Genomic DNA, 20153 nt, shown 5'->3' on the forward strand with positions numbered 1-20153 from the left:
TCGCCAGGCCATCACAATTGCCACCCTCCTGCTTTCGTCACGCTCAGCACGTCGGGGGGCGCTGCGATTGTGATGGCCTGCAGATCCGGGCTACCGGCCGACCGCGTAACCCTGCATGCCGCGTGGGTTTGCCGCGGCGGCGAGGATGCCGTCGGCTTCCTTCCGTACGGCGCACAACCGGCCGAGGCTCCACGCATCCGACTCGGTGACGACGTGCCCCCGCCGTGCCAGCTCGTTGACGACGGCGCGCCCGACGCGGGTTTCGACCACCAGGCCGCCCGGCTCCGAGGTGCGCGGGTAGAACGACGACGGGAAGCCGGTCGTGTGCCACGCCGGGGCGTCGATCGCCTCCTGCAGGTCCAGCCCCGCGCCCAGGTGCCGCAGCAGGAACAGCAGCTGCCACTGGTCCTGCTGGTCGCCACCCGGCGAACCACACGCCATCACCGGCTCGCCGTCCCGGAGCACAAGCGTCGGCGTCAGGGTCGTCCGCGGCCGCTTGCCAGGTGCGAGCGAAGCCGGCAGCCCTTCCTCGAGCCAGAACATCTGCGCGCGGCTGCCGAGGCAGAAGCCGAGCTCGGGGATCGTCGGCGACGACTGCAGCCAGCCGCCGCTCGGCGTCGCCGAGATCATGTTGCCCCAGCGGTCGACCACGTCGACATGGCACGTGTCGCCGCGCGTCTCCCCGACGGGCGAGACGGTCGGCTCGCCGGTCGTCGCGTCGCCCGTCTCGTTGCCGGCGGCAATCGACGGCAGCTTCGGCGTCCGTCCGCCGGGGCTGCCCGGGCGCAGCTCCAGCGAGGCGTCCGCGCCGATCAGCTTCGCCCGCTCGGCGGCGTACGCGGGGGAGAGGAGCGTGCCGAGCGGTACGTCGGCGCCGTCGCCGTACCAGGCCTCGCGGTCGGCGTACGACAGCTTCATCACCTCGACCGTGGTGTGCACACCCTCCGCGGTGTCGAGGTCGACGTCCCCGAGCTCCGCGAGTACGGCGAGGGACTGCAGCAGGCCCGGGCCTTGCCCCCACGGGCCGGTCTTGGCGACGGTGTACCCGTTCCAGTCGTACGTCGCCGCGTCCTCCCAGGTCGCCTCGAACGCGGCCAGGTCGTTGCCGGTGATCAGGCCGGCGTGGTCCGCGCCGCTGGAGTCGCGGTGCGGGATCCGCGAGAACTTGTCGATCGCCTCCGCGACGAATCCCTCCCGCCAGGTCTTCCGCGCCTGCTCGACCTGCGTCTCGCGATCCGGCCCGACTGCTGCGGCCACGAGCTTCTCGAGCGTCGCGGCGTACGCCTCGTTGCGGAACCGTCCCGTGACCGGGCGGCCGCCGTCGAGCCACAGTGCGGCGGACGTCGGCCAGTGGTCCTCGAAGAGTTGCTGCACGGTGGCGATGGTGTCGGCGATCCGCGGCACGAGCGGGTGCCCGTTGCGCGCGTAGTCGATGGCCGGCTCCAGTACGACGCTCAGCGGCAGGGTGCCGTGGTCGCGCAGTAAGAGCAGCCAGGCATCGACCGCGCCGGGGACCGTGGCCGCGAGCGGACCCGAGCCGGGCACCAGCGTGAGACCGAGCGAGCGGTAGTGCTCGATGGTCGCGCCGGCCGGGGCGACGCCCTGGCCGGACAGCACCCGCGGCGTCGGGTCGGCGGCGGTCGCGATGATCGCCGGCACCTCCCCGCCGGGCCCGTTGAGGTGCGGTTCGACGACGTGTAGCACGAACCCGGCCGCGGCGCCAGCGTCGAACGCGTTGCCGCCCAGCTCGAGGATCCGCATCGCCGACTGCGACGCCAGCCAATGCGTGGACGAAACCATCCCGAACGTGCCGCGCAGCGTCGGCCGGGTGGTGAAACTCATCGAGCAACTCCTTCAATTGAGCGTACGTCGGGGCCGGTGCCGTCGTCCTCGACCAGGTGGCAGGCGACCTGGTGTCCACCTTCGCCGATCGTGCGCGGTTGCGGGACGACCGTCCGGCATGTGTCCACCGCGACCGGGCAGCGGGTGTGGAAGCGGCAGCCGGGCGGCGGGTCGATCGCCGACGGGAGGTCGTCGCCGAGCAGGACCGGCCGGCGGGCGCGCTGCTCGGCGGGATCGGGGACGGGCGCTGCGGACAGCAGCGCCTGGGTGTAGGGGTGTGCGGGCTTGCCGAAGATCCGCGCCCGCGGTCCCTGCTCCACGAGCTGGCCGAGGTACATCACCGCGACCTCGTCCGCGAGGTACTCGACCGCGGACAGGTCGTGGGTGATGAACAGGCAGGCGAACCCGAGATCACGCTGCAGGTCCGCGAGCAGATTGAGTACGGCGGCCTGCACCGAGACGTCGAGCGCACTCGTCGGCTCGTCCGCGACGAGCAGCCGCGGCTCGGAGATCAACGCGCGCGCGATGCTGACGCGCTGCCGCTGACCACCGGACAGCTCGTGCGGCGCCCGCTGCGCCACTTCGGGCCGTAGCCCGACCCGGCGCAGTGCTTCGGCGACCTTGGCGGGGATGTCCTTGCGGCGCATCAGGCGCAGCGGCTCGCCGACGATGTCCCCGACGGAGAACCGCGGATCGAGTGAGCCCGCAGGGTCCTGGAACACGATCGACACGTCGCGGCGATGCGGGCGGAGCCTGCGGCGATTGAGATGGGTGATGTCGGCGCCGGCGAGCCTGACGGTTCCACCGGTCGGCTCGAGCAGCCGGACGATGCAGCGACCGACGGTCGACTTGCCGGACCCGCTCTCGCCGACGAGCGCGACGACGGAGCCTTGCCGGATCCGCAGCGTGACGCCGTCGACCGCGCGGACCGGCCCGAAGTGCATGACGAGATCCTCGACGTCCAGGGCCGCCTCGGCGGGCTGGGAGACGGCGTCCATCAGACCTCCACTGGTTGGCGAACGGGGTTCCAGCACGCGACCCGATGCGGGGCGCCGGTGAGTTGCGGCTGGGACGACGTACAGGTGTCGACGGCGCGCGGGCAGCGGTCGGCGAACGTGCAGGCGTTGGGTTGCTCGGTGAGGACCGGGACCAGGCCGGGAATCTCGTTCAGCCGCTGGGATTCCGCGTGCCGGCCGGCGGCGGGCGAGGCGCCGAGCAGCCCGACCGTGTACGGGTGCTGGGGGCGCGCGAACAGGTCGTGGACCTCGGCGGTCTCGACGACGCGCCCGGCGTACATCACCGCGACCCGGTCGGCGAGGTCCGCGACCACGCCGAGGTCGTGGGTGATCAGGACGATGCTGGTCCCGAGACGTTCCCGCAGCCCGCGCAATACGTCGAGGATGCCGGCCTGGATCGTCACGTCGAGGGCCGTGGTCGGCTCGTCCGCGATCAGGACCTTCGGGTCGCAGGCGACGGCCATCGCGATCATCACGCGCTGGCGCATCCCTCCGGACAGCTGGTGCGGGTAGTCGCCGACACGGCGCTCGGCGGACGGGATGCCGACGAGTTTGAGCAGCTCGACCGCGCGGGCGCGCGCCGCCTGGCGACTGAGGCCGACGTGCGTCCGCAGTACCTCGCCGATCTGGTGGCCGACGGTGAAGACCGGGTTCAGCGAGGTCATCGGCTCCTGGAAGATGTACGCGACCTCGCGGCCCCGGATCGACTGCAGCGTGCGTTTGCCGGCGCCGATGAGTTCGGTGCCGTCGAGCTCGACCGAACCGGTGACCGTCGCGGTGCGGGGGAGCAGGCCGGCGATGCTCATCGCCGTGACGCTCTTGCCGCAGCCGGACTCGCCGACGACCGCGAGCACCTCGCCGTCCCCGACCTCGAACCCGACCCGGTCGACCGCCGACAGCGGGCCGTCCTCGGTGCGGAAGGTGACGGACAGATCCTTGACTGCCAGAACAGGTTTCACCGGCGGCTCGCCTTCGGGTCGAGAGCGTCGCGGAGGCTGTCGCCGACGATGTTGAACGCCAGTGTGAGCAGCATGATCGCGACACCGGGCATTACCGCGGCCCACGGCGCCCGGGATGCGAACTGCTGCGCGTCGGCGAGCATCGTGCCGAGGCTCGGAGCGGGCGGCTGGATCCCCAGGCCGAGGAACGACAGCACAGCCTCGCCGAGGATCGCCGCCGGGATGCCGACGGTCGCCTGGACGATGATCGCCGACCCCGCGTTCGGGAGGATGTGCCGGCCCAGCACCCAGGCGTCGCCGGCACCCTCGACGACCGCCGCGGCGACGAAGTCGAGCGACTTCAGCCGCAGCGTCTCGGACCGGACGATCCGGATCATGCCCGGGATCTGGGCGATCCCGATCGCGATCGCCGCGTTGCCGAGGCTGGCGCCGCGGATCGCGGCCAGCCCGACGGCGAGGATCAGGAACGGGAACGCCAGCACCAGGTCGGTGAGCCGCGAGATCAGCGCGTCGACGGTCCGGAAGTAGCCGGCGATCAGCCCCAGCGGTACGCCGACCACCAGTGAGAACGCGACCGCGAGGACGCCGACGTGCAACGACGCGCGGAGCCCGAACATGATCCGGGAGAGCACGTCGCGGCCGAGGTCGTCGGTGCCGAGCAGGTACCCGACCGTGCCGGGCGGGGCGAACGCGCGGTCGAGCTGGGTCTGGGTCGGCTCGTGGGGCGCCAGCCAGTTGGCGAACACCGCGAGGAACACGGCGAACGCCAGCACTGCCAGTCCGGTGAGTGCGAGCGGGTTGTGCAGGATCCGGCGGGCCACCCGGCGGCGGTTGCTGCGCAGCGGCGCCGGGTGGTCCGGCGTCACGGCTTCGGCGACGGCCATCACGCCTCACCTCGCACGCGGATCCGCGGATCGATCACGGAGTACAGCAGGTCGACCAGCAGGTTGATCACGATGTACGCCGTCGCGGTCACCAGCACGACCGCCTGGATGACGGGATAGTCGCGCTGGAAGACCGCGTCGACGGTCAGTTTGCCGAAGCCGGGCAGGGCGAAGATCCGTTCCGTGACGACCGCGCCGGAGATGAGCGCGCCGAGTTGGAGACCGACGATCGTGACGACCACGATCAGGCTGTTGCGCAGGGCATGTCTTCCGACGACGGCCCGGGTCGGGAGACCCTTGGCCTCCGCTGTCCGGATGTAGTCGGCGGACAGGGCGTCGAGCATCGACGACCTGGTCTGGCGCATGATCACGGCGGCCAGACCGGTGCCGAGGATCAGCGCCGGGAGGATCAGGTGGTGGAGGTTGGCGACCGGGTCGCTGAAGAACGGCACGAAACCCGAGGCAGGGAAGAGGCCGAGGGCAACCGACAGGTACAGGATCGCCATCAGCCCGAGCCAGAAGTGCGGCACCGACAGGCCGAGCAGTGCCAGCGCGTTCGCGGCCCACTCCGCCGGGCGCCCACGCCGTACGGCGGCCACCACGCCGGCGCCGACCCCGATGACGCTCGCGATCAGGATCGCCAGCACCGACAGTTCGATCGTCACCGGCAACGCGCTGACGATCATCGACCGCACCGGAGCGCCGGTCCGGATCGACTGCCCGAGGTCACCGCGCGCCGCGTGGCTGACGAACTGCCAGAACTGCACGATCCACGACTGGTCCAGCCCGTACTGCTGCCGGATCGCCCGCAACGACTCCGGATCGCGATCCTCCCCGGCCAGCGCCAGTGCCGGGTCGCCGGGCAACGCCCGCACCCCGGCGAACACCACGATCGTCGCGAGCACGAGCGTCACCGCGGACTGCCACAGCCGATTGAGCAGGTACCGCCTCACTGGGCGAATCCTGCGAAGGCGGTGCGGATCACGCCGTCCGGGTAGACCTGGATGCCGAGCAGCTTCTTCGAGACGCCGGTGAGGTTGCGCTGGCGGTACATGTAGATGATCGGGTCGTCCTGCTGCAGCTTGCCGACGACCTCGCCGTACAGCTTCACGCGCTCGGCCTGGTCGGTGGACTGGCGGGCGTCGGTGAGGAGCTTGTCGACGTCGGGGTTGCTGTAGCCGGAGACGTTCTGGCTTCCGGTGGTGCCGACGAAGTTGTAGATGTTCGCGTCCGGGTCGACGCGGCCCGACCAGCCGAGCTGCAGCAGTTCGAAGTCGCCGCGGTCCTGCTGGTCCAGCAGCGCGGCGTACTCGACGGGCTTGATGACCAGGTCGAAGCCGCCGTCCTTCACCATGCCCTGCAAGGCCTGCGCGAGCCGCAGGCTGTCGGGGTTGTTGGAGGTGATCATCTCGACCTTGTACGGCGTGCTGACGCCGGCGTCGGCGAGCAACTGCTTGGCCTTCGCGGGATCGTGCGGCGGGCAGACCTGCGCCGCGTCGGACGTGAACTCGCTCTTCGGGGACACCGGGGAACAGGCGACCGTGTTGAGGCCGTTGAAGATCGACTTCACCAGCGCGTCCCGGTCGATCGACAGCGCCAGCGCCTGCCGCACCTTCGGGTCCTTCGCGATCGGCGTGTCGAGCTGTTTCTGCGGGTTGCCGATCCCGTTGGCGTTCCCGATGTTGATCGTCAGGCCCTGGTAGCCGAGCGACTGCGACTGCAGCACGCTGACGGTGTCGTCCTTCTGCAGCGTGGGCGCGTCCTGCGACGAGAGCGAGTCCGCCACCTGCGCGTCACCGGACTTGAGGTTCGCCGAGCGGATGCTGGAGTCGGTGATGATCCGGTACTCGATCGCGTCGAGATGCACCTTCGCCGCGTCGTAGTACAGCGGGTCCTTGACGACCTTGATGGAGTTCTGCGCGACCCGGCTGGCGAACTTGAACGGGCCGACGCAGACCGGCGCGTTCGAGAAGTTGGCGCCGAGCTTCGCGACGGCGGCGGGGCTGAGCACCATCCCGGCGCGGTCGGCGAGCGCCGCGGTCAGCGGGGCGAACGGCTTCGAGAGCTTGATGACCACGGTCTTCGCGTCCGGCGTCTCGATCGACGTGATCGGCCCGAGCTCGCTCTTGCGGGCCGATCCGGCGAGCGTGAGGTGCCGGTTCAGCGAGGTCTTCACGGCGTTCGCGTCGAACGTGCCGCCATCGGCGAACTTCACGCCCTCCTTGAGCGGGATCGTCAGGCTGAGCCCGTCGGACGAGATCGTCGGCAGTGCGGTCGCGAGCTGCGGCACCACCTTGGCGTCGGAGCCGAGGTCGTACAGCTTTTCGCACATGGTGTGGAACACATACCGCGAGTAGAGGCTGCGCGACAGCGTCGGATCGAGCTTGTCCGGGTCGGCCGACAGCGCGACCGTCAGGGTCCCGCCCTGCTTGACCTGCGCCGGGTCGGCGGCGTCACCGAACACGTCCTGCCCGGCGGCGGTCGACTGGCCGCCGCCGGACTGGTTGTCACTGCCGGCCGGCTCCACCGGCGAGCAGGCGGTCCCGACGAGGGCCAGCGCGGCGACCGCCGCGCCGGCCCCGATGAAACGGTTCAGTGACAGTCGACGAGTCATCACGTGCTCCTAGTAGGCGGGGTACTGTCGACTGTTTCATGTATACAACCGGGGTGCGCAAGTGATTCGGCGAGTTTGACTGAACCTTTTACGACCGCCGCACGGACTGTCAGCCGGTGACCGGGTAGGTCAGAGTTCCGGCCGGTACGGCGTGGTTGCCGAGCGCAAGCGCCATCAGGTTGGGACCGTCGTACTGCGGATGGTGGATGCCGAACTCGGTCGCCTGCCGGAAGCCGAACCGCGGATAGTACTCAGCGTGGCCGAGGACGAGCGCGGCAGGCTCCTCGCGGTGACGCGCCGTCGCCAGCGCGGCCCGCACCGCCGCTCCGCCGGCGCCTTGACGCTGGTACGCCGGGAGTACGGCCACCGGTCCGAGTGACAGGACCGGTACGTCGTCGACGTGACAGCGGGTGAGGAGCGCGTAGGCGATCGGCGTGTCGTCGGACGTGGTCGCGACGAACGAGAGTCCCGGGATCCAGGCGACGGAATCGGCGCGGAGCGCGTCGAGGAAGTCGACCTCGAACTGCCGGCCGAACGCGTCGCGGGTGAGGTCGCGGAGCGGCTCGATGTCGGACGGCGTCTCGACACGGGTGTTCCAGATGTTGGACAACGTGATGCCTTTCGGAGGGTTCAGCGGATGAGTTGATTGACCGAAAGCGCTGCCGGACGTGCGGCAGCGCGGGCTCGCGCGGTCATCAACTCACCTCCTCCTCCGAAGTCGTGACCAACTTTAACTCAGCGTGAGGCGTCCATCATCCTGATTTTCCGTTACGCACCGCTGATCAAAGGAACGCCATGAAAACCAGCTGGAGAAGGCACATCCTGGGGGCCGGTCTGGTAGCCACGGTCCTGACGACCGCGGCGTGCGGGTCGGGCAACACGTCGGACGGGAGCAAGCCGTCGGACCAGCAGCGCGCCACGACCTCGGCAAGCGCAACCACCTCGGCGACCCCGCCGTCCGCGTCGACCGAACCGGCCGCCTCGAGCTCGGCCAGGCCGTCGAGTACGCCGAAGCCGACCAAGACGACCGGTGACGACTCGAGCGTCGAGCTGTGCACCATGGCGGACCTGACGCTCGCCATCACGAACTACGACGCGCAGGGCGAGGAGGTTCGGCACTTGATGCTCGTGGCAACGAACTTGAGCGCCAAGAAGTGCGACGTCCAGAACTATCCCGAGGTCACGCTCGGCGACGCCCAGCGTCCGGCCTCGGTCAAGGAGGGGACCGACTCCGGTGAGGCGATCACCCTCGCGCCGGGCGAGAAGGCGTACGCGGGAGTGCTCACCACCGGCGGCCACATGGACACCTATTCCGTGAAGTACGTCGCCGTCAGCCTCGGCAGCCCCGGTGGTGAGGCGGAGGCCGAGAAGCCCACGAGGGTGAAGATGCCCGTCACCTCGTTCGAGGCCGACGACGGCCAGCGCGTCACCTACTGGGCGGGCACCGAGGGCCTCGCCATGCGCCCGGTCACGCAGTCCTGACGGACTACCACTCGACGACCAGCGGGTCCTTGGACGGCAGACCGGCCGGGACCCAGGTGTCGTCGACGAGCCGGTACGGGTGCCAGCGGCCGTTGCGGTCCAGCCTGAGCTGGGTGTCGGCGCCGAGCGTTAGCCGGTTCGCCGAGGTGCTGATGGTGAGGTCGTCGTCCGCGGCGAGCAGTTCGGTCCGCGCCCGGTTGAGCTCGGCCGGCTCGGGTGTCCAGGTGTGCTCGAGGACGTCGAGGCCCGGCGCGCCGCCGTACCGCCAGGCTTGGATGCCTGGGGCAACGTCCCGGTCGGAGGACTCGGTCAGCGCCGCGACGAGCTCCGGGAAGTCGGTCGCCAGGCGCACGGTGTCCTGCCACTCGTCGAGCGCCTGCGGCTCCGCGGTGCCGTGCAGGAGCGCATTGAGGATCGAGCGTGCGCGGCGGGCGGCGTCGAGCACCAGTAGCTGCAGGACGTGCGGGCCGAGGCCTTCGGGTGGTTCGATCCCGGCGACGGCCAGATCGTCGGCGCTCACCTTCGTCGGCAGATCGGGTGGCTCCGGCAGGTCGCCGGGCGAGGCCGCGACTACGTCGGCGACGGCGACGCCCGGTGCTGTGGGCTGGGACGACGACGCTTGGAGCTCGTCGAGGAGGTCTTCGCGGCTGCGGCCGCGGAGAAGGAGCAGGACGAACGGATCCGCGTCGAGGAGCCACGCGACTTGGTAGCAGAGCGCCGCGGCGTGCTGGCAGGGCAGCTCCCACGCGTCGCACGTGCAGCTGGAGTCGAGGTCGCCGATGCCGGGCAGCAGCGTGACGCCGGCATCGGCCGCGGCCTCCACCAGGTTGTGCGGCATCTCGCCGTCGAGCAACGCCGCGATGTGCCCGGCCCGCGCGGCGAGCTGCTCGCCGAAGCGGTGCCAGTCGTCGTCGGTGAGCTCGTCGACGTGCACCACTGACTCGTAGGTGTCCTCGGGTGCGTACACGGTCGCGGCGATCCGTCCGGGGCTGACCGTGATCGTGCCGACCTGGCCGGAGTTCGCAGAGCGGCGGCCCTTGCGGAGCTGGCCCGCGTCCAGGGACGTGTCCTCCATCGCCTGCACCCAGGCCTGCGCCCACCACGACCTGCCCCGCGTGCTGCGGTGCTGCGCGGCGAACGCCGGGAAACCTCGCGCGGCACTCATCGGGCACCTCCGCGCAGCTCGACGAGATCGGCCAGCTCGGCATCGGAGAGCTCGGTCAGCGCGGCCTCACCGCCGGACAGCACCGCCTCGGCCAGCTCGCGCTTGGCGGCGAGCATGCCGGCGATCCGGTCCTCGATGGTGCCTTCGGCAATCAAGCGGTGGACCTGCACCGGCCTGGTCTGGCCGATCCGGTACGCCCGGTCGGTCGCCTGGTCCTCGACCGCCGGATTCCACCAGCGGTCGTAGTGCACGACGTGATCCGCGCGGGTCAGGTTCAGCCCGGTCCCGGCGGCCTTCAGCGACAGCAGGAAGACCCGCACCTCGCCGGCCTGGAACCGGTCGACCATGTCCTCGCGCCGCGCGACCGCAGTGCCGCCGTGCAGCAGTTGGGTGGGGATGCCGCGCTCGGCGAGATGCCGCTCGAGGAGGCGGGCCATCGCGACGTACTGCGTGAAGACGAGCACGGCGCCGTCCTCCGCGACGATCGTCTCGAGCAGCTCGTCGAGCAGCTCGAGCTTGCCCGAGCGACCGGTCAGCCGGGCGTCGCCGGGCTCCTTCAGGTACTGCGCGGGGTGGTTGCAGATCTGCTTCAGCCCGGTCAGCAGCTTCACGATCAGCCCGCGGCGCGCCATCCGGTCGCTGGCCTGGACCTCCGCCATCAGCTCGCGAACCGTTGCCTCGTACAACACGACCTGCTCGCGGGTCAGCGACACCGGCTGGTCGGTCTCGGTCTTCGGCGGCAGCTCCGGGGCGATGCCCGGATCGGACTTGCGCCGCCGGAGCAGGAACGGCGTGACGAGCTTCGCGAGCCGTGCCGCGACCTCCTCGTCCTTGTCCGCCTCGATCGGCGTCGCCCACCGGCTGCGGAATGTGCCGAGCCGGCCGAGCAGCCCCGGCGTCGTCCAGTCGAGGATCGCCCACAACTCGGAGAGGTTGTTCTCCACCGGCGTGCCGGTCAGCGCCACCCGGGCCTTGGCCGGCACGGTCCGCAACGCCTTCGCAGTACCGGACGAGGGGTTCTTGACATGCTGAGCCTCGTCGGCGACCACGAGCGCCCACGGGTGCTCACCCAGCCGTGCGGCGTCGCGCCGGAGCGTCCCGTACGTCGTCAGCACGAAACCCTCCCGCGCGTCGTCGAGCGAACGGGACGTGCCGTGGAAACGCCGCACCGGAGTGCCGGGGGCGAAGCGCTGCACCTCGCGCTCCCAGTTGCCGAGCAGCGACGCCGGGCAGACCACGAGTGTCGGGCCCGCGGTATCCGCGGACTGCTGGCGGTGGAGATGCAACGAGATGAGCGTGATCGTCTTGCCGAGGCCCATGTCGTCGGCGAGGCAGCCGCCGAGGCCGAGCGATGTCATCCGGGCGAGCCAGCGCAGACCGCGCAACTGGTAGTCGCGCAGGGTGGCCTGCAGACCCGGTGGAGCTTCGGGCGGGTCGTCGGCGCGGTCGGGATCGGCGATCCGGGCGCGCAGGTCGTCGAGCCACCGGGCAGGGGTGACGGTGACCTGCCGGCCGTCGATCTCGGTCGTGCCGGTCAGGGCGACGCCGAGCGCGTCGATCGCGGTGACGGGCTTGAGGATGCGGTCGCGGGCCTTGCGGGCAAGCTCGGGGTCGATCAGCATCCACTGGTCGCGGAGCCGGACGACCGGCCGGGTGGCTTCCGCGAGCCGGTCGAGCTCGGCCTCGGTCAGTGGGTCGTCCCCGAGCGCGACCTGCCAGCTGAAGTCGAGGGTCTTGTCGCCCTGGAAGAAGCCGGGAAGGTCGCTCGGCGGCCCGTCGGCCGAGGTGATCGCGGCGCGTGCGGTGAGCTCTCGCCCGAGGCTGCGCGGCCAGTGCAGGTCGATGCCTGCTGCCGCGAGTCGTTGCGCCGATCCGGCCAGCAGGTCGGCGACGTCGTCGTCGGCCAGGTCCATCCGGTCCGGTACGGCGGAGTCGAGCAGGCGGGTGAGCGGCTGCCAGACGCGGGCGGCGCGGCGGATCGCGAGGGTCGCGTCGATCCGTGCGCGCGGGCCGAACCCGGGGACGTCGTCGGACCAGACATCGTCCGCATCCCTGACCAGGGTCGGGTCCTTCAGGCTGTGCAGCTGGACAACGGCGCTGAACGCGAGCGAGTCGGCGAGCTCGATACGCAGCGAGATCCGTACGCCGGTGTCCAGGCCCACCGACACCTCGTCCGCCCAGGTCCGCAGCCGCTCCGCCCGTTGGGGTGCGGCCGCGGTGAACAGGTCTGTCCGGTGTGCCTTCGCGGCCGCGGGCGACCTCGGCATACCGTCGGCCACCGCGTCCAGGAACTGCCGCAACAACTCCTCGGCCACCGGCAACCGCACCTGGTCGGGGGAGTCGGTGAGGGGGAGTGCGCGGGCCGAGGCGGGCATGGCTTCGGCGAGGGTGAGCAGACGGGTCACGTCATCGGGCTCGAGCGGGCCGACCCGCCAGGCGTCGTGGCCGTCCGGCGTCACGCCGGGAAGCAGCTTGCCCCGGGCAACCAGCTGCAACCCGACCAGCGCGGCCCCGCCCCAGAACGCGGCCGAGGGATGCGCCCCGGCCGCCCACCGCATCCGCCCGAGCACCGGCACCGCCTCGGCCACCGGCAACTCGACCGCCCGGACGTCCTGCAGTTGCCCGCCGACCGTCAGCGTGAGGTCGGCCTGGTCGCCGACGCCGAGGGGGAGTGGGTCGCCGGAGGGATCCCAGAACGCTACCCGGCTGCTGCGTGGTGGATCAGCCGGCCGGAAGACCACCGCGTATCCGGCCAGCTGCTGCCCCGTGTCCACCAAACCGACGACCTCCTGCACGCTCGCGAATGACCAATGAACTTCAGACCGGAACCGCTTCGGCGCCTTCCGCACCGGGCTGCTCGAACTGGGTGCGGTACAGCTCCTCGTAACGGCCACCGGCCGCCAGGAGTTCCGCGTGCCGGCCGCGCTCGACGATGCGGCCGGACTCGATCACGAGGATCTGGTCGGCGGCCCGGATCGTCGACAGCCGGTGGGCGATGACGACGGCCGTCCGGCCGGCGAGGGCCTCGGTCAGCGCTGCCTGTACGGCGGCCTCGTTCGTCGAGTCGAGCGCGGCCGTTGCCTCGTCGAGGATCACCACCCGCGGCTGCGCGAGCAGCAGCCGGGCGATCGTCAGCCGCTGCCGCTCGCCACCGGACAGCCGGTACCCGCGCTCACCGACCACGGTGTCCAGCTGGTCCGGCAACGACCGGATCAACTCACCCAGCCGGGCCCGCTCCAGCGCGTCCCACACCTCGTCCTCGGTGGCCTCGGGGCGTGCGAGCAGCAGGTTCTCCCGGATCGAGTCGTGGAACAGATGCCCGTCCTGCGTGACCATGCCGAGCGTGTCCCGCAACGACTCCGCGGACACGTCGCGGACGTCGACTCCGGCGAGCTTCACCGCGCCCGAGTCCACGTCGTACAGCCGCGGGATCAGCTGCGCGATCGTGGACTTGCCGGCGCCGGACGACCCGACGAGGGCGACCATCTGCCCCGGCTCCGCGCGGAACGAGACGTCGTGCAGCACCTCGACCCCGCCGCGGGTGTCCAGCTTCGCGACCTCCTCGAGCGAGGCCAGCGACACCTTGTCCGCCGACGGGTACGCGAAGCTGACACCCGCGAACTCCACCGCCACCGGCCCCTCGGGCACCCGGCCCGCGTCCGGCTTGTCCTTGATCAGCGGCTCCAGGTCCAGCACCTCGAAGACCCGCTCGAAGCTCACCAGCGCCGTCATCACCTCGAGCCGCGCGCTTGCGAGCGCGGTCAGCGGCGAATACAGCCGGGTCAGCAGCAGCGCCATCGCGACCACCGCGCCGGCGTCGAGCTGGTCGCGCAACGCGTAGAACCCGCCCAGTCCGTAGACGACCGCCAGCGCGAGCGCGGAGACGAGCGTGAGCGAGGTGACGAAGATCCACTGCACCATGGCCGTGCGGACGCCGATGTCGCGCACCCGCCGCGCCCGGACAGCGAATTCGTGCGACTCGCGCGCCGGCCGCCCGAACAGCTTGACCAGCGTCGCACCCGGAGCCGAGAACCGCTCGGTCATCTGCGTGCTCATCGTCGCGTTGTAGTTCGCCGCCTCGCGCTGCAGACCCGCCAGCCTGGTCCCGATCCGGCGCGCGGGGACGACGAAGACCGGGAGCAGAATCAATGCGAGCAGAGTGATCTGCCACGACACCCGCAACATCACCACGAGGGTCAGCACGAGCATCACCAGGTTGCTGACCACACCGGACAGCGTGTCGCTGAACGCGCGCTGCGCACCGATGACGTCGTTGTTCAGCCGGGAGACCAGCGCGCCGGTGCGCGTCCGGGTGAAGAAGGCGATCGGCATCCGCTGGATGTGATCGAACACGGCGGTCCGCAGGTCCAGGATCAGGCCCTCGCCGATGCTCGCGGACAGCCAACGGGTCAGCAGGCTGAACCCGGCCTCGGCGACAGCGATGACGGCGATCAGGAGGGACAGTTGCAGGACGACGCCGACCGCCTTGCCGCCGACGATCGCGTCGACCACCCGCCCGGCCAGCACCGGCGTGGCGACCGCCAGCACCGCCGCGCCGATACTGAGCACGAGGAAGGCGATCAGGTACCGCCGGTGGGGCCGGGCGAAGGCGAGGATCCGGCGCAGGGTGGCGCGCGAGAAGGGCCGCTTCTCGTCCTGGGCGTGCATCGCGTGGTAGAGCGAGTTCCACGCGGTCATTTCCATACTCACGGCTGGACTCCGGTGATTCGATCGATCGGGGACGTCGATGATTCCGTAGACCACCGACAAAACCCGACGCTAGAACCTCGACGTAACTTGAGGTCAACTGCGTACGCTGTACGAAGAATAGCCGCTACGAGAGAATCACGCACATGAACCAGGAGCACAGCGGGAGCGGAGACCCGGCGAAGAGTCTCGAGCTGCTGTGGCGGAGGCGGCCGGCGCCGACGCGTGGGCCGAAGCCGGCGTTGACCGTGGACGGGATCGTCGCGGCCGCCGTGCGGGTCGCGGACGCCGAGGGGCTGGCCGCGATGTCGATGCGCCGCGTCGCCGACGAGCTCGGCGCCGGGGCGATGACGCTGTACCGGTACTTTCCGGGCAAGGGTGAGCTGCTCGACGTCATGCTCGACACGGTGTACGGCGAGTTGCCGCGGCGCGTCGTACCGGGGGACTGGCGAGCTGCCCTGGACGAGGTCGCGCGCGAGAACCGGGAGCTGTACCTGCGCCACCCGTGGCTGCTCCAGGTCGCGATCAGCCGCCCACCGCTCGGCCCCAACGTGATGGCGAAGTACGAATGGGAGCTGGGTGCGGTCGAAGGTATCGGACTCACCGACCTCGAGATGGACGCGACCGTCGCGCTCGTCAACGGCTACGTCCACGGCGCCGTCCGTACGGCGGTGGAGGCGCGCCAGGTGATCCAGCGGTCCGGGATGACCGACAAGGAGTGGTGGCTGGCGCACGTCCCGCACCTGGACCAGATCGGCGACCTGGAGAAGTTCCCGATCTCGGCGCGCGTCGGCACCGCCGTCGGGAATGAGTTCGACGCGCCGTACGACTCCGAACACGCGTTCGAGTACGGTCTGGAGCGGCTGCTCGACGGCGTCTCCGCGCTGGTGGTGAACCGGTCTGCGCCACAGGGGTAATTGCAGTTGTGAGTGAGTACTCACTCAGTTACCTTTGATCTCGTGAGTCCACGAGCCACCCCACTGCCTCCCGAGGAACGGCGCGCCGCCATCGTCGCGGCCGCGCTGCCGTTGCTCGAGGAGTTCGGGCCCGAGGTCAGTACGAAGCAGATCGCCGAGGCGGCCGGGATCGCCGAGGGGACGATCTTCCGCGCGTTCGGCAGCAAGGACGCGTTGATCGAGGCGGCGATGGCGACCGTGTTCGACACCTCCGACCTGGTCAAGGCGCTGGCGGAGATCGACCGTTGCTTGCCGTTGCGGGAGCGCGTGGTGGCGGCGGTCGGGATCGGCCAGCGGCGGCTCGGCAAGGTGTTCAAGCTGCTGTTCGCCCTGCGGATCCAGCGTCCGCCGGACTTCCGGAAGGCGACCGCCCTGGACAAGGCGCGCCAGCAACGGCAGTCCGACCTGGCCAACGCGGCGTTCGCCGAGCTGATCCGGCCCGACGAGGACCAGCTCCGGCTCCCGGCCGAGGAGGTGGTCCGGCGGATCAACCTGCTGACCTTCTCGGCGACCCACCCACTGATTTCCGGCGGCCACGTGCTGACCGCCGAGGAGATCGTCGACTTCGCCTTCGACGGTCTCCTCAAGCACGCCAAGCACCACACCGGTCAGCCGCCGGCCTCCGAGGACATCGCCGAATTCGCGCTCGACGGTGCCCGCCATCACGACTCTGGGGATGATTGATGTTACTTCGCGTCTTGCGTACGCACCTGCGTCCGTACGCAGGAAACCTGTCCCTGGTGGTCGTCCTGCAACTGATCGGGACGATCGCCTCCCTCTACCTTCCCAGCCTGAACGCCGACATCATCGACAACGGTGTGGCCAAGGGCGACACCGCCTACATCATGAGCACCGGCGGCTGGATGCTCGCCGTCAGTCTGCTGCAGATCGTCTGCACGATCACCGCGGTGTACTTCGGCGCGAAGACGGCCGCCCTCTTCGGCCGTGACGTCCGCGCCGCGGTGTTCCACCGGGTCGGGGAGTTCTCCGCCCGGGAGGTCAACCAGTTCGGCGCGCCGACGCTGATCTCCCGTAGTACGAACGACGTGCAGCAGATCCAGATGCTGGTGGTCACGACCTGCACGATGCTGGTTGCGGCCCCGATCACCATGGTCGGCGGCGTGATCATGGCGGTCCGCGAGGACGTCGGGCTGTCCTGGCTGGTCGCCGTCGCGGTGCCGCTGCTCGCGGTCACGATCGGCTTCATCGCGAGCCGGATGGTGCCGCAGTTCCGGAAGATGCAGAAGAACATCGACGGCGTGAACCGGGTGCTGCGCGAGCAGATCACCGGGATCCGGGTGGTCCGGGCGTTCGTCCGCGAGCCGCACGAGGTCGAGCGGTTCGGCGAGGCGAACCAGCACCTCACCGACACCGCGATCCGGGCCGGCCGGCTGATGGCGCTGGTGTTCCCGACCGTGATGCTGATCCTGAACATGTCCAGCATCGCCGTGCTGTGGTTCGGCGCGTCCCGGGTCGAGAACGGGACCATGGAGGTCGGGGCGCTGACCGCGTTCCTGAGCTACCTGATCCAGATCCTGTTCTCGGTGATGATGGGCGTGTTCGTGATGATCATGGTGCCGCGGGCCTCGGTCTGCGCGGACCGGATCTCCGAGGTGCTGGACACCGACTCCTCGGTCCGGCCGCCGGTCACGCCGATCACGAACTTCACCGGGCGCGGCCAGCTCGTGTTCGAGCGCGCCTCGTTCAAGTACCCGGGGGCCGCCGAGCCGGTCCTGCGGGACATCAGCTTCGTGGCGTCGCCGGGTCAGACGACCGCGATCATCGGCAGCACCGGCGCCGGTAAGACGACGCTGCTGTCGCTGGTGCCGCGGTTGTTCGACGCGACCGAGGGGCGGGTGCTCGTCGACGGCATCGACGTACGGGAGATCGAGCCCGAGGCACTCTGGGAGCGGATCGGCCTGGTGCCGCAGCGGCCGTACCTGTTCTCCGGGACGGTGGCCAGCAACCTGCGGTACGGCAACCCGGACGCGACCGACGAGGAGCTCTGGCACGCGCTCGAGATCGCCCAGGGCCGCGACTTCGTCGAGGCGATGCCCGAGGGCCTGGACGCGCCGATCGCCCAGGGCGGCACGAACGTGTCCGGCGGCCAGCGGCAGCGGCTCGCGATCGCGCGGGCGCTGGTCCGCAAACCCGAGATCTACCTGTTCGACGACTCCTTCTCGGCGCTCGACCTGTCGACGGACGCCCGGCTGCGGGCGGCGTTGCGGCCGATCACGCGGGAGGCCTGCGTGGTCGTCGTCGCGCAGCGCGTCTCGACGATCATCGACGCCGACCAGATCGTGGTGATCGAGGACGGCGCGATCGTCGGCAAGGGCACCCACCAGGAGTTGCTCGACACGTGTCCGACGTACGTCGAGATCGTCGAGTCCCAGCGTTCCGCGGAGGAGGCGGCATGAGCGAGCAGAAGCCGTCGCCCAACGGGCAGAAGCCGTCGCCGAACGGGGCGGAGCCGGGCGCGGCGAAGACCGTCAAGGCGACCGAGCGGCCGACCACCGGGCGGGCGTTCGGTCCTCCCGGCGGCATTCCGGGGGACAAGTCGCTCGACTTCCTGCCCTCGGCGAAGCGGCTGCTGAAGCGGCTCCGGCCGCACCGGATGCAGGTGTCGGGCGTCGTACTGCTGGCGGTCTTCAGCGTCGGGCTGTCGGTGCTCGGCCCGAAGATCCTCGGCCGCGCGACCGACATCATCTTCGCCGGCGCGATCGGTAAGCGGCTGCCCAGCGGTATGACCAAGGAGCAGGTCATCGAGCAGACCCGCGCGTCCGGCAACGGGCGGCTCGCGGACCTGCTGCAGGGGATCGACCTGATCCCGGGCGTCGGCATCGACTTCGATGCCCTGCGCAACGTCCTGCTGCTGGTCCTGGCGCTGTACGCCGGGGCGTTCTTCCTGTCCTGGGCGCAGGGCTACATCCTGAACGGCGTCGTCCAGCGGACCATTCTCGACCTGCGGTCCGAGGTCGAGGAGAAGCTGAACAAGCTGCCGCTGAGCTACTTCGACGGCGCGCCGCGCGGTGAGTTGCTCAGCCGGGTGACCAACGACATCGACAACATCTCGACCAGCCTGCAGCAGACCCTGAGCCAGCTGCTGACCTCACTGCTGACGGTGGTCGGCGTGGTCACGATGATGTTCGTGATCTCCCCGCTGCTGGCGCTGATCGCGCTCGTCACGATCCCGATCTCGATGGTGCTGACCGCGGCGATCGCGAAGCGGTCGCAGGTCCGGTTCGTGGCGCAGTGGCGGCACACCGGCGCGCTGAACGGCCAGATCGAGGAGGCGTTCACCGGGCACGAGCTGGTGAAGGTCTTCGGCCGGCAGAAGGAGATCGAGGCGAGCTTCGCGGAGAAGAACGAGGAGCTCTACAAGGCCGCGTTCGGCGCGCAGTTCATCTCGGGCCTGATCATGCCGCTGATGATGTTCATCGGGAACGTCAACTACGTGGTGATCGCGGTCGTCGGCGGTCTGCGGGTCGCCTCCGGCACGATGTCGCTGGGCGACGTACAGGCGTTCATCCAGTACTCGCGCCAGTTCACCCAGCCGCTCACCCAGGTGGCCTCGATGGCGAACCTGCTGCAGTCCGGCGTGGCGTCGGCCGAGCGCGTGTTCGAGGTCCTCGACGCCGAGGAGCAGGTGCCGGACGACGCGACACCGGAGAAGGTGACCGACGCGCGGGGCCGGGTCGAGTTCGAGCACGTGTCGTTCTCGTACGACCCGGACAAGCCGCTGATCACCGATCTGAGCCTGGTCGCCGAGCCAGGGCAGACCGTCGCGATCGTCGGCCCGACCGGCGCCGGCAAGACCACGCTGGTCAACCTGATCATGCGGTTCTACGAGCTGAACGGCGGCCGGATCACGCTCGACGGCGTGGACATCACCGAGCTCACCCGGCACGACCTGCGCTCGCGGATCGGCATGGTGCTGCAGGACACCTGGCTGTTCGGCGGCACGATCCGGGACAACCTCCTCTACGGCAACCTGAACGCCACCGAGGAGGACATGCTGGCGGCCGCGAAGGCGACGTACGTCGACCGCTTCGTCCACAGCCTGCCCGACGGCTACGACACGGTCATCGACGAGGAAGGCAGCAACGTCAGCGCCGGTGAGAAGCAGCTGCTCACCATCGCCCGCGCGTTCCTCGCCGACCCGCAGTTGCTGATCCTCGACGAGGCGACCAGCTCGGTCGACACCCGCACGGAGGTCCTGGTCCAGCGCGCCATGGCCGCCCTGCGCTCCGACCGCACCAGCTTCGTCATCGCCCACCGCCTGTCCACCATCCGCGACGCGGACCTGATCCTCGTCATGGAGAACGGCGCGATCGTCGAACAGGGCAACCACAACGAACTCCTCACCCTGGACGGCGCCTACGCCCGCCTCTACAACGCCCAGTTCAGCGGCGCGGTAGTAGACATCGACGAGGAAGCAGCAGCCCTGACCGCCCCCGCCACCCCAGCCGCCCGCCCGATGGGCCGCTGACCCGGTGGGCGGGGACGCCACCCAGGCATCCCCGCCCAC

Annotated in this window: 15 protein-coding genes; 5 read left to right on the plus strand and 10 right to left on the minus strand. The window is 70.2% G+C overall.

Translation table 11 applies throughout. The features are described 5' to 3' along the window. Positions 1-90: 90 nt before the first annotated feature. The 7 genes from AB0I12_RS11300 to AB0I12_RS11330 form a co-directional block, all read right to left on the minus strand. On the minus strand, positions 91-1842 hold the full coding sequence (locus tag AB0I12_RS11300) for a gamma-glutamyltransferase (RefSeq protein ID WP_359927849.1): 1752 nt from the start codon (positions 1840-1842) through the stop codon (positions 91-93). Beyond that, entirely contained in the window at positions 1839-2840 is a 1002-nt protein-coding gene (locus AB0I12_RS11305; protein ID WP_359927852.1) for an oligopeptide/dipeptide ABC transporter ATP-binding protein, read from the minus strand. Before AB0I12_RS11305 ends, AB0I12_RS11300 begins: the two co-directional genes overlap by 4 nt. Beyond that, complete coding sequence (locus tag AB0I12_RS11310) at positions 2840-3817, minus strand: ABC transporter ATP-binding protein (protein ID WP_359927854.1); 978 nt, start codon at positions 3815-3817, stop codon at positions 2840-2842. Before AB0I12_RS11310 ends, AB0I12_RS11305 begins: the two co-directional genes overlap by 1 nt. Then, positions 3814-4701: an ABC transporter permease gene (locus AB0I12_RS11315; protein WP_359927857.1), complete on the minus strand. Its 888-nt coding sequence runs from the start codon at positions 4699-4701 to the stop codon at positions 3814-3816. The genes AB0I12_RS11310 and AB0I12_RS11315 overlap by 4 nt, the downstream gene beginning before the upstream one ends. Then, positions 4701-5654 (minus strand): ABC transporter permease, encoded by a 954-nt coding sequence (locus tag AB0I12_RS11320; protein WP_359927859.1) that lies wholly within the window; start codon positions 5652-5654, stop codon positions 4701-4703. The genes AB0I12_RS11315 and AB0I12_RS11320 overlap by 1 nt, the downstream gene beginning before the upstream one ends. Further along, positions 5651-7315, minus strand: a complete 1665-nt coding sequence (locus AB0I12_RS11325) for an ABC transporter substrate-binding protein (protein ID WP_359927861.1) — start codon at positions 7313-7315, stop codon at positions 5651-5653. Before AB0I12_RS11325 ends, AB0I12_RS11320 begins: the two co-directional genes overlap by 4 nt. A gap of 109 nt (positions 7316-7424) precedes the next feature. After that, on the minus strand, positions 7425-7925 hold the full coding sequence (locus AB0I12_RS11330; protein ID WP_359927864.1) for an N-acetyltransferase: 501 nt from the start codon (positions 7923-7925) through the stop codon (positions 7425-7427). 185 nt (positions 7926-8110) lie between these two features. Here AB0I12_RS11330 and AB0I12_RS11335 point away from each other — a divergent pair, with 185 nt between their 5' ends. After that, on the plus strand, positions 8111-8797 hold the full coding sequence (locus tag AB0I12_RS11335) for a DUF4232 domain-containing protein (protein WP_359927867.1): 687 nt from the start codon (positions 8111-8113) through the stop codon (positions 8795-8797). Positions 8798-8801: 4 nt separating this feature from the next. Here AB0I12_RS11335 and AB0I12_RS11340 read toward each other — a convergent pair whose 3' ends face one another. The 3 genes from AB0I12_RS11340 to AB0I12_RS11350 are packed head-to-tail and all read right to left on the minus strand — an operon-like array spanning position 8802 to position 14660. Next, positions 8802-9962, minus strand: coding sequence for an SWIM zinc finger family protein (locus AB0I12_RS11340; protein WP_359927870.1), 1161 nt, complete (start codon positions 9960-9962; stop codon positions 8802-8804). After that, the gene (locus AB0I12_RS11345; RefSeq protein WP_359929745.1) at positions 9959-12736 is read right to left on the minus strand and encodes a DEAD/DEAH box helicase; all 2778 of its coding nucleotides are present in this window, start codon (positions 12734-12736) and stop codon (positions 9959-9961) included. Before AB0I12_RS11345 ends, AB0I12_RS11340 begins: the two co-directional genes overlap by 4 nt. A 43-nt stretch (positions 12737-12779) precedes the next feature. Then, a complete protein-coding gene (locus AB0I12_RS11350; protein WP_359929747.1) occupies positions 12780-14660 on the minus strand; it encodes an ABC transporter ATP-binding protein in 1881 nt (626 codons plus the stop codon). Between the two features lie 155 nt (positions 14661-14815). On the opposite strand from AB0I12_RS11350, the gene AB0I12_RS11355 reads away from it, so the two are divergent. Genes AB0I12_RS11355 through AB0I12_RS11370 form a run of 4 tightly spaced genes read left to right on the plus strand, consistent with a single transcriptional unit; the run spans position 14816 to position 20114 of the window. Next, positions 14816-15586, plus strand: a complete 771-nt coding sequence (locus tag AB0I12_RS11355) for a TetR/AcrR family transcriptional regulator (protein WP_359927872.1) — start codon at positions 14816-14818, stop codon at positions 15584-15586. A gap of 42 nt (positions 15587-15628) precedes the next feature. After that, positions 15629-16309 (plus strand): TetR family transcriptional regulator, encoded by a 681-nt coding sequence (locus AB0I12_RS11360; protein ID WP_359927873.1) that lies wholly within the window; start codon positions 15629-15631, stop codon positions 16307-16309. Next, on the plus strand, positions 16309-18042 hold the full coding sequence (locus AB0I12_RS11365) for an ABC transporter ATP-binding protein (protein ID WP_359927876.1): 1734 nt from the start codon (positions 16309-16311) through the stop codon (positions 18040-18042). The genes AB0I12_RS11360 and AB0I12_RS11365 overlap by 1 nt, the downstream gene beginning before the upstream one ends. Continuing rightward, positions 18039-20114 (plus strand): ABC transporter ATP-binding protein, encoded by a 2076-nt coding sequence (locus AB0I12_RS11370; protein WP_359927878.1) that lies wholly within the window; start codon positions 18039-18041, stop codon positions 20112-20114. The genes AB0I12_RS11365 and AB0I12_RS11370 overlap by 4 nt, the downstream gene beginning before the upstream one ends. Positions 20115-20153: the final 39 nt, after the last annotated feature.

This window comes from Kribbella sp. NPDC050459, assembly GCF_040655315.1.
In the GTDB taxonomy this organism is placed as follows: Bacteria; Actinomycetota; Actinomycetes; order Propionibacteriales; family Kribbellaceae; genus Kribbella.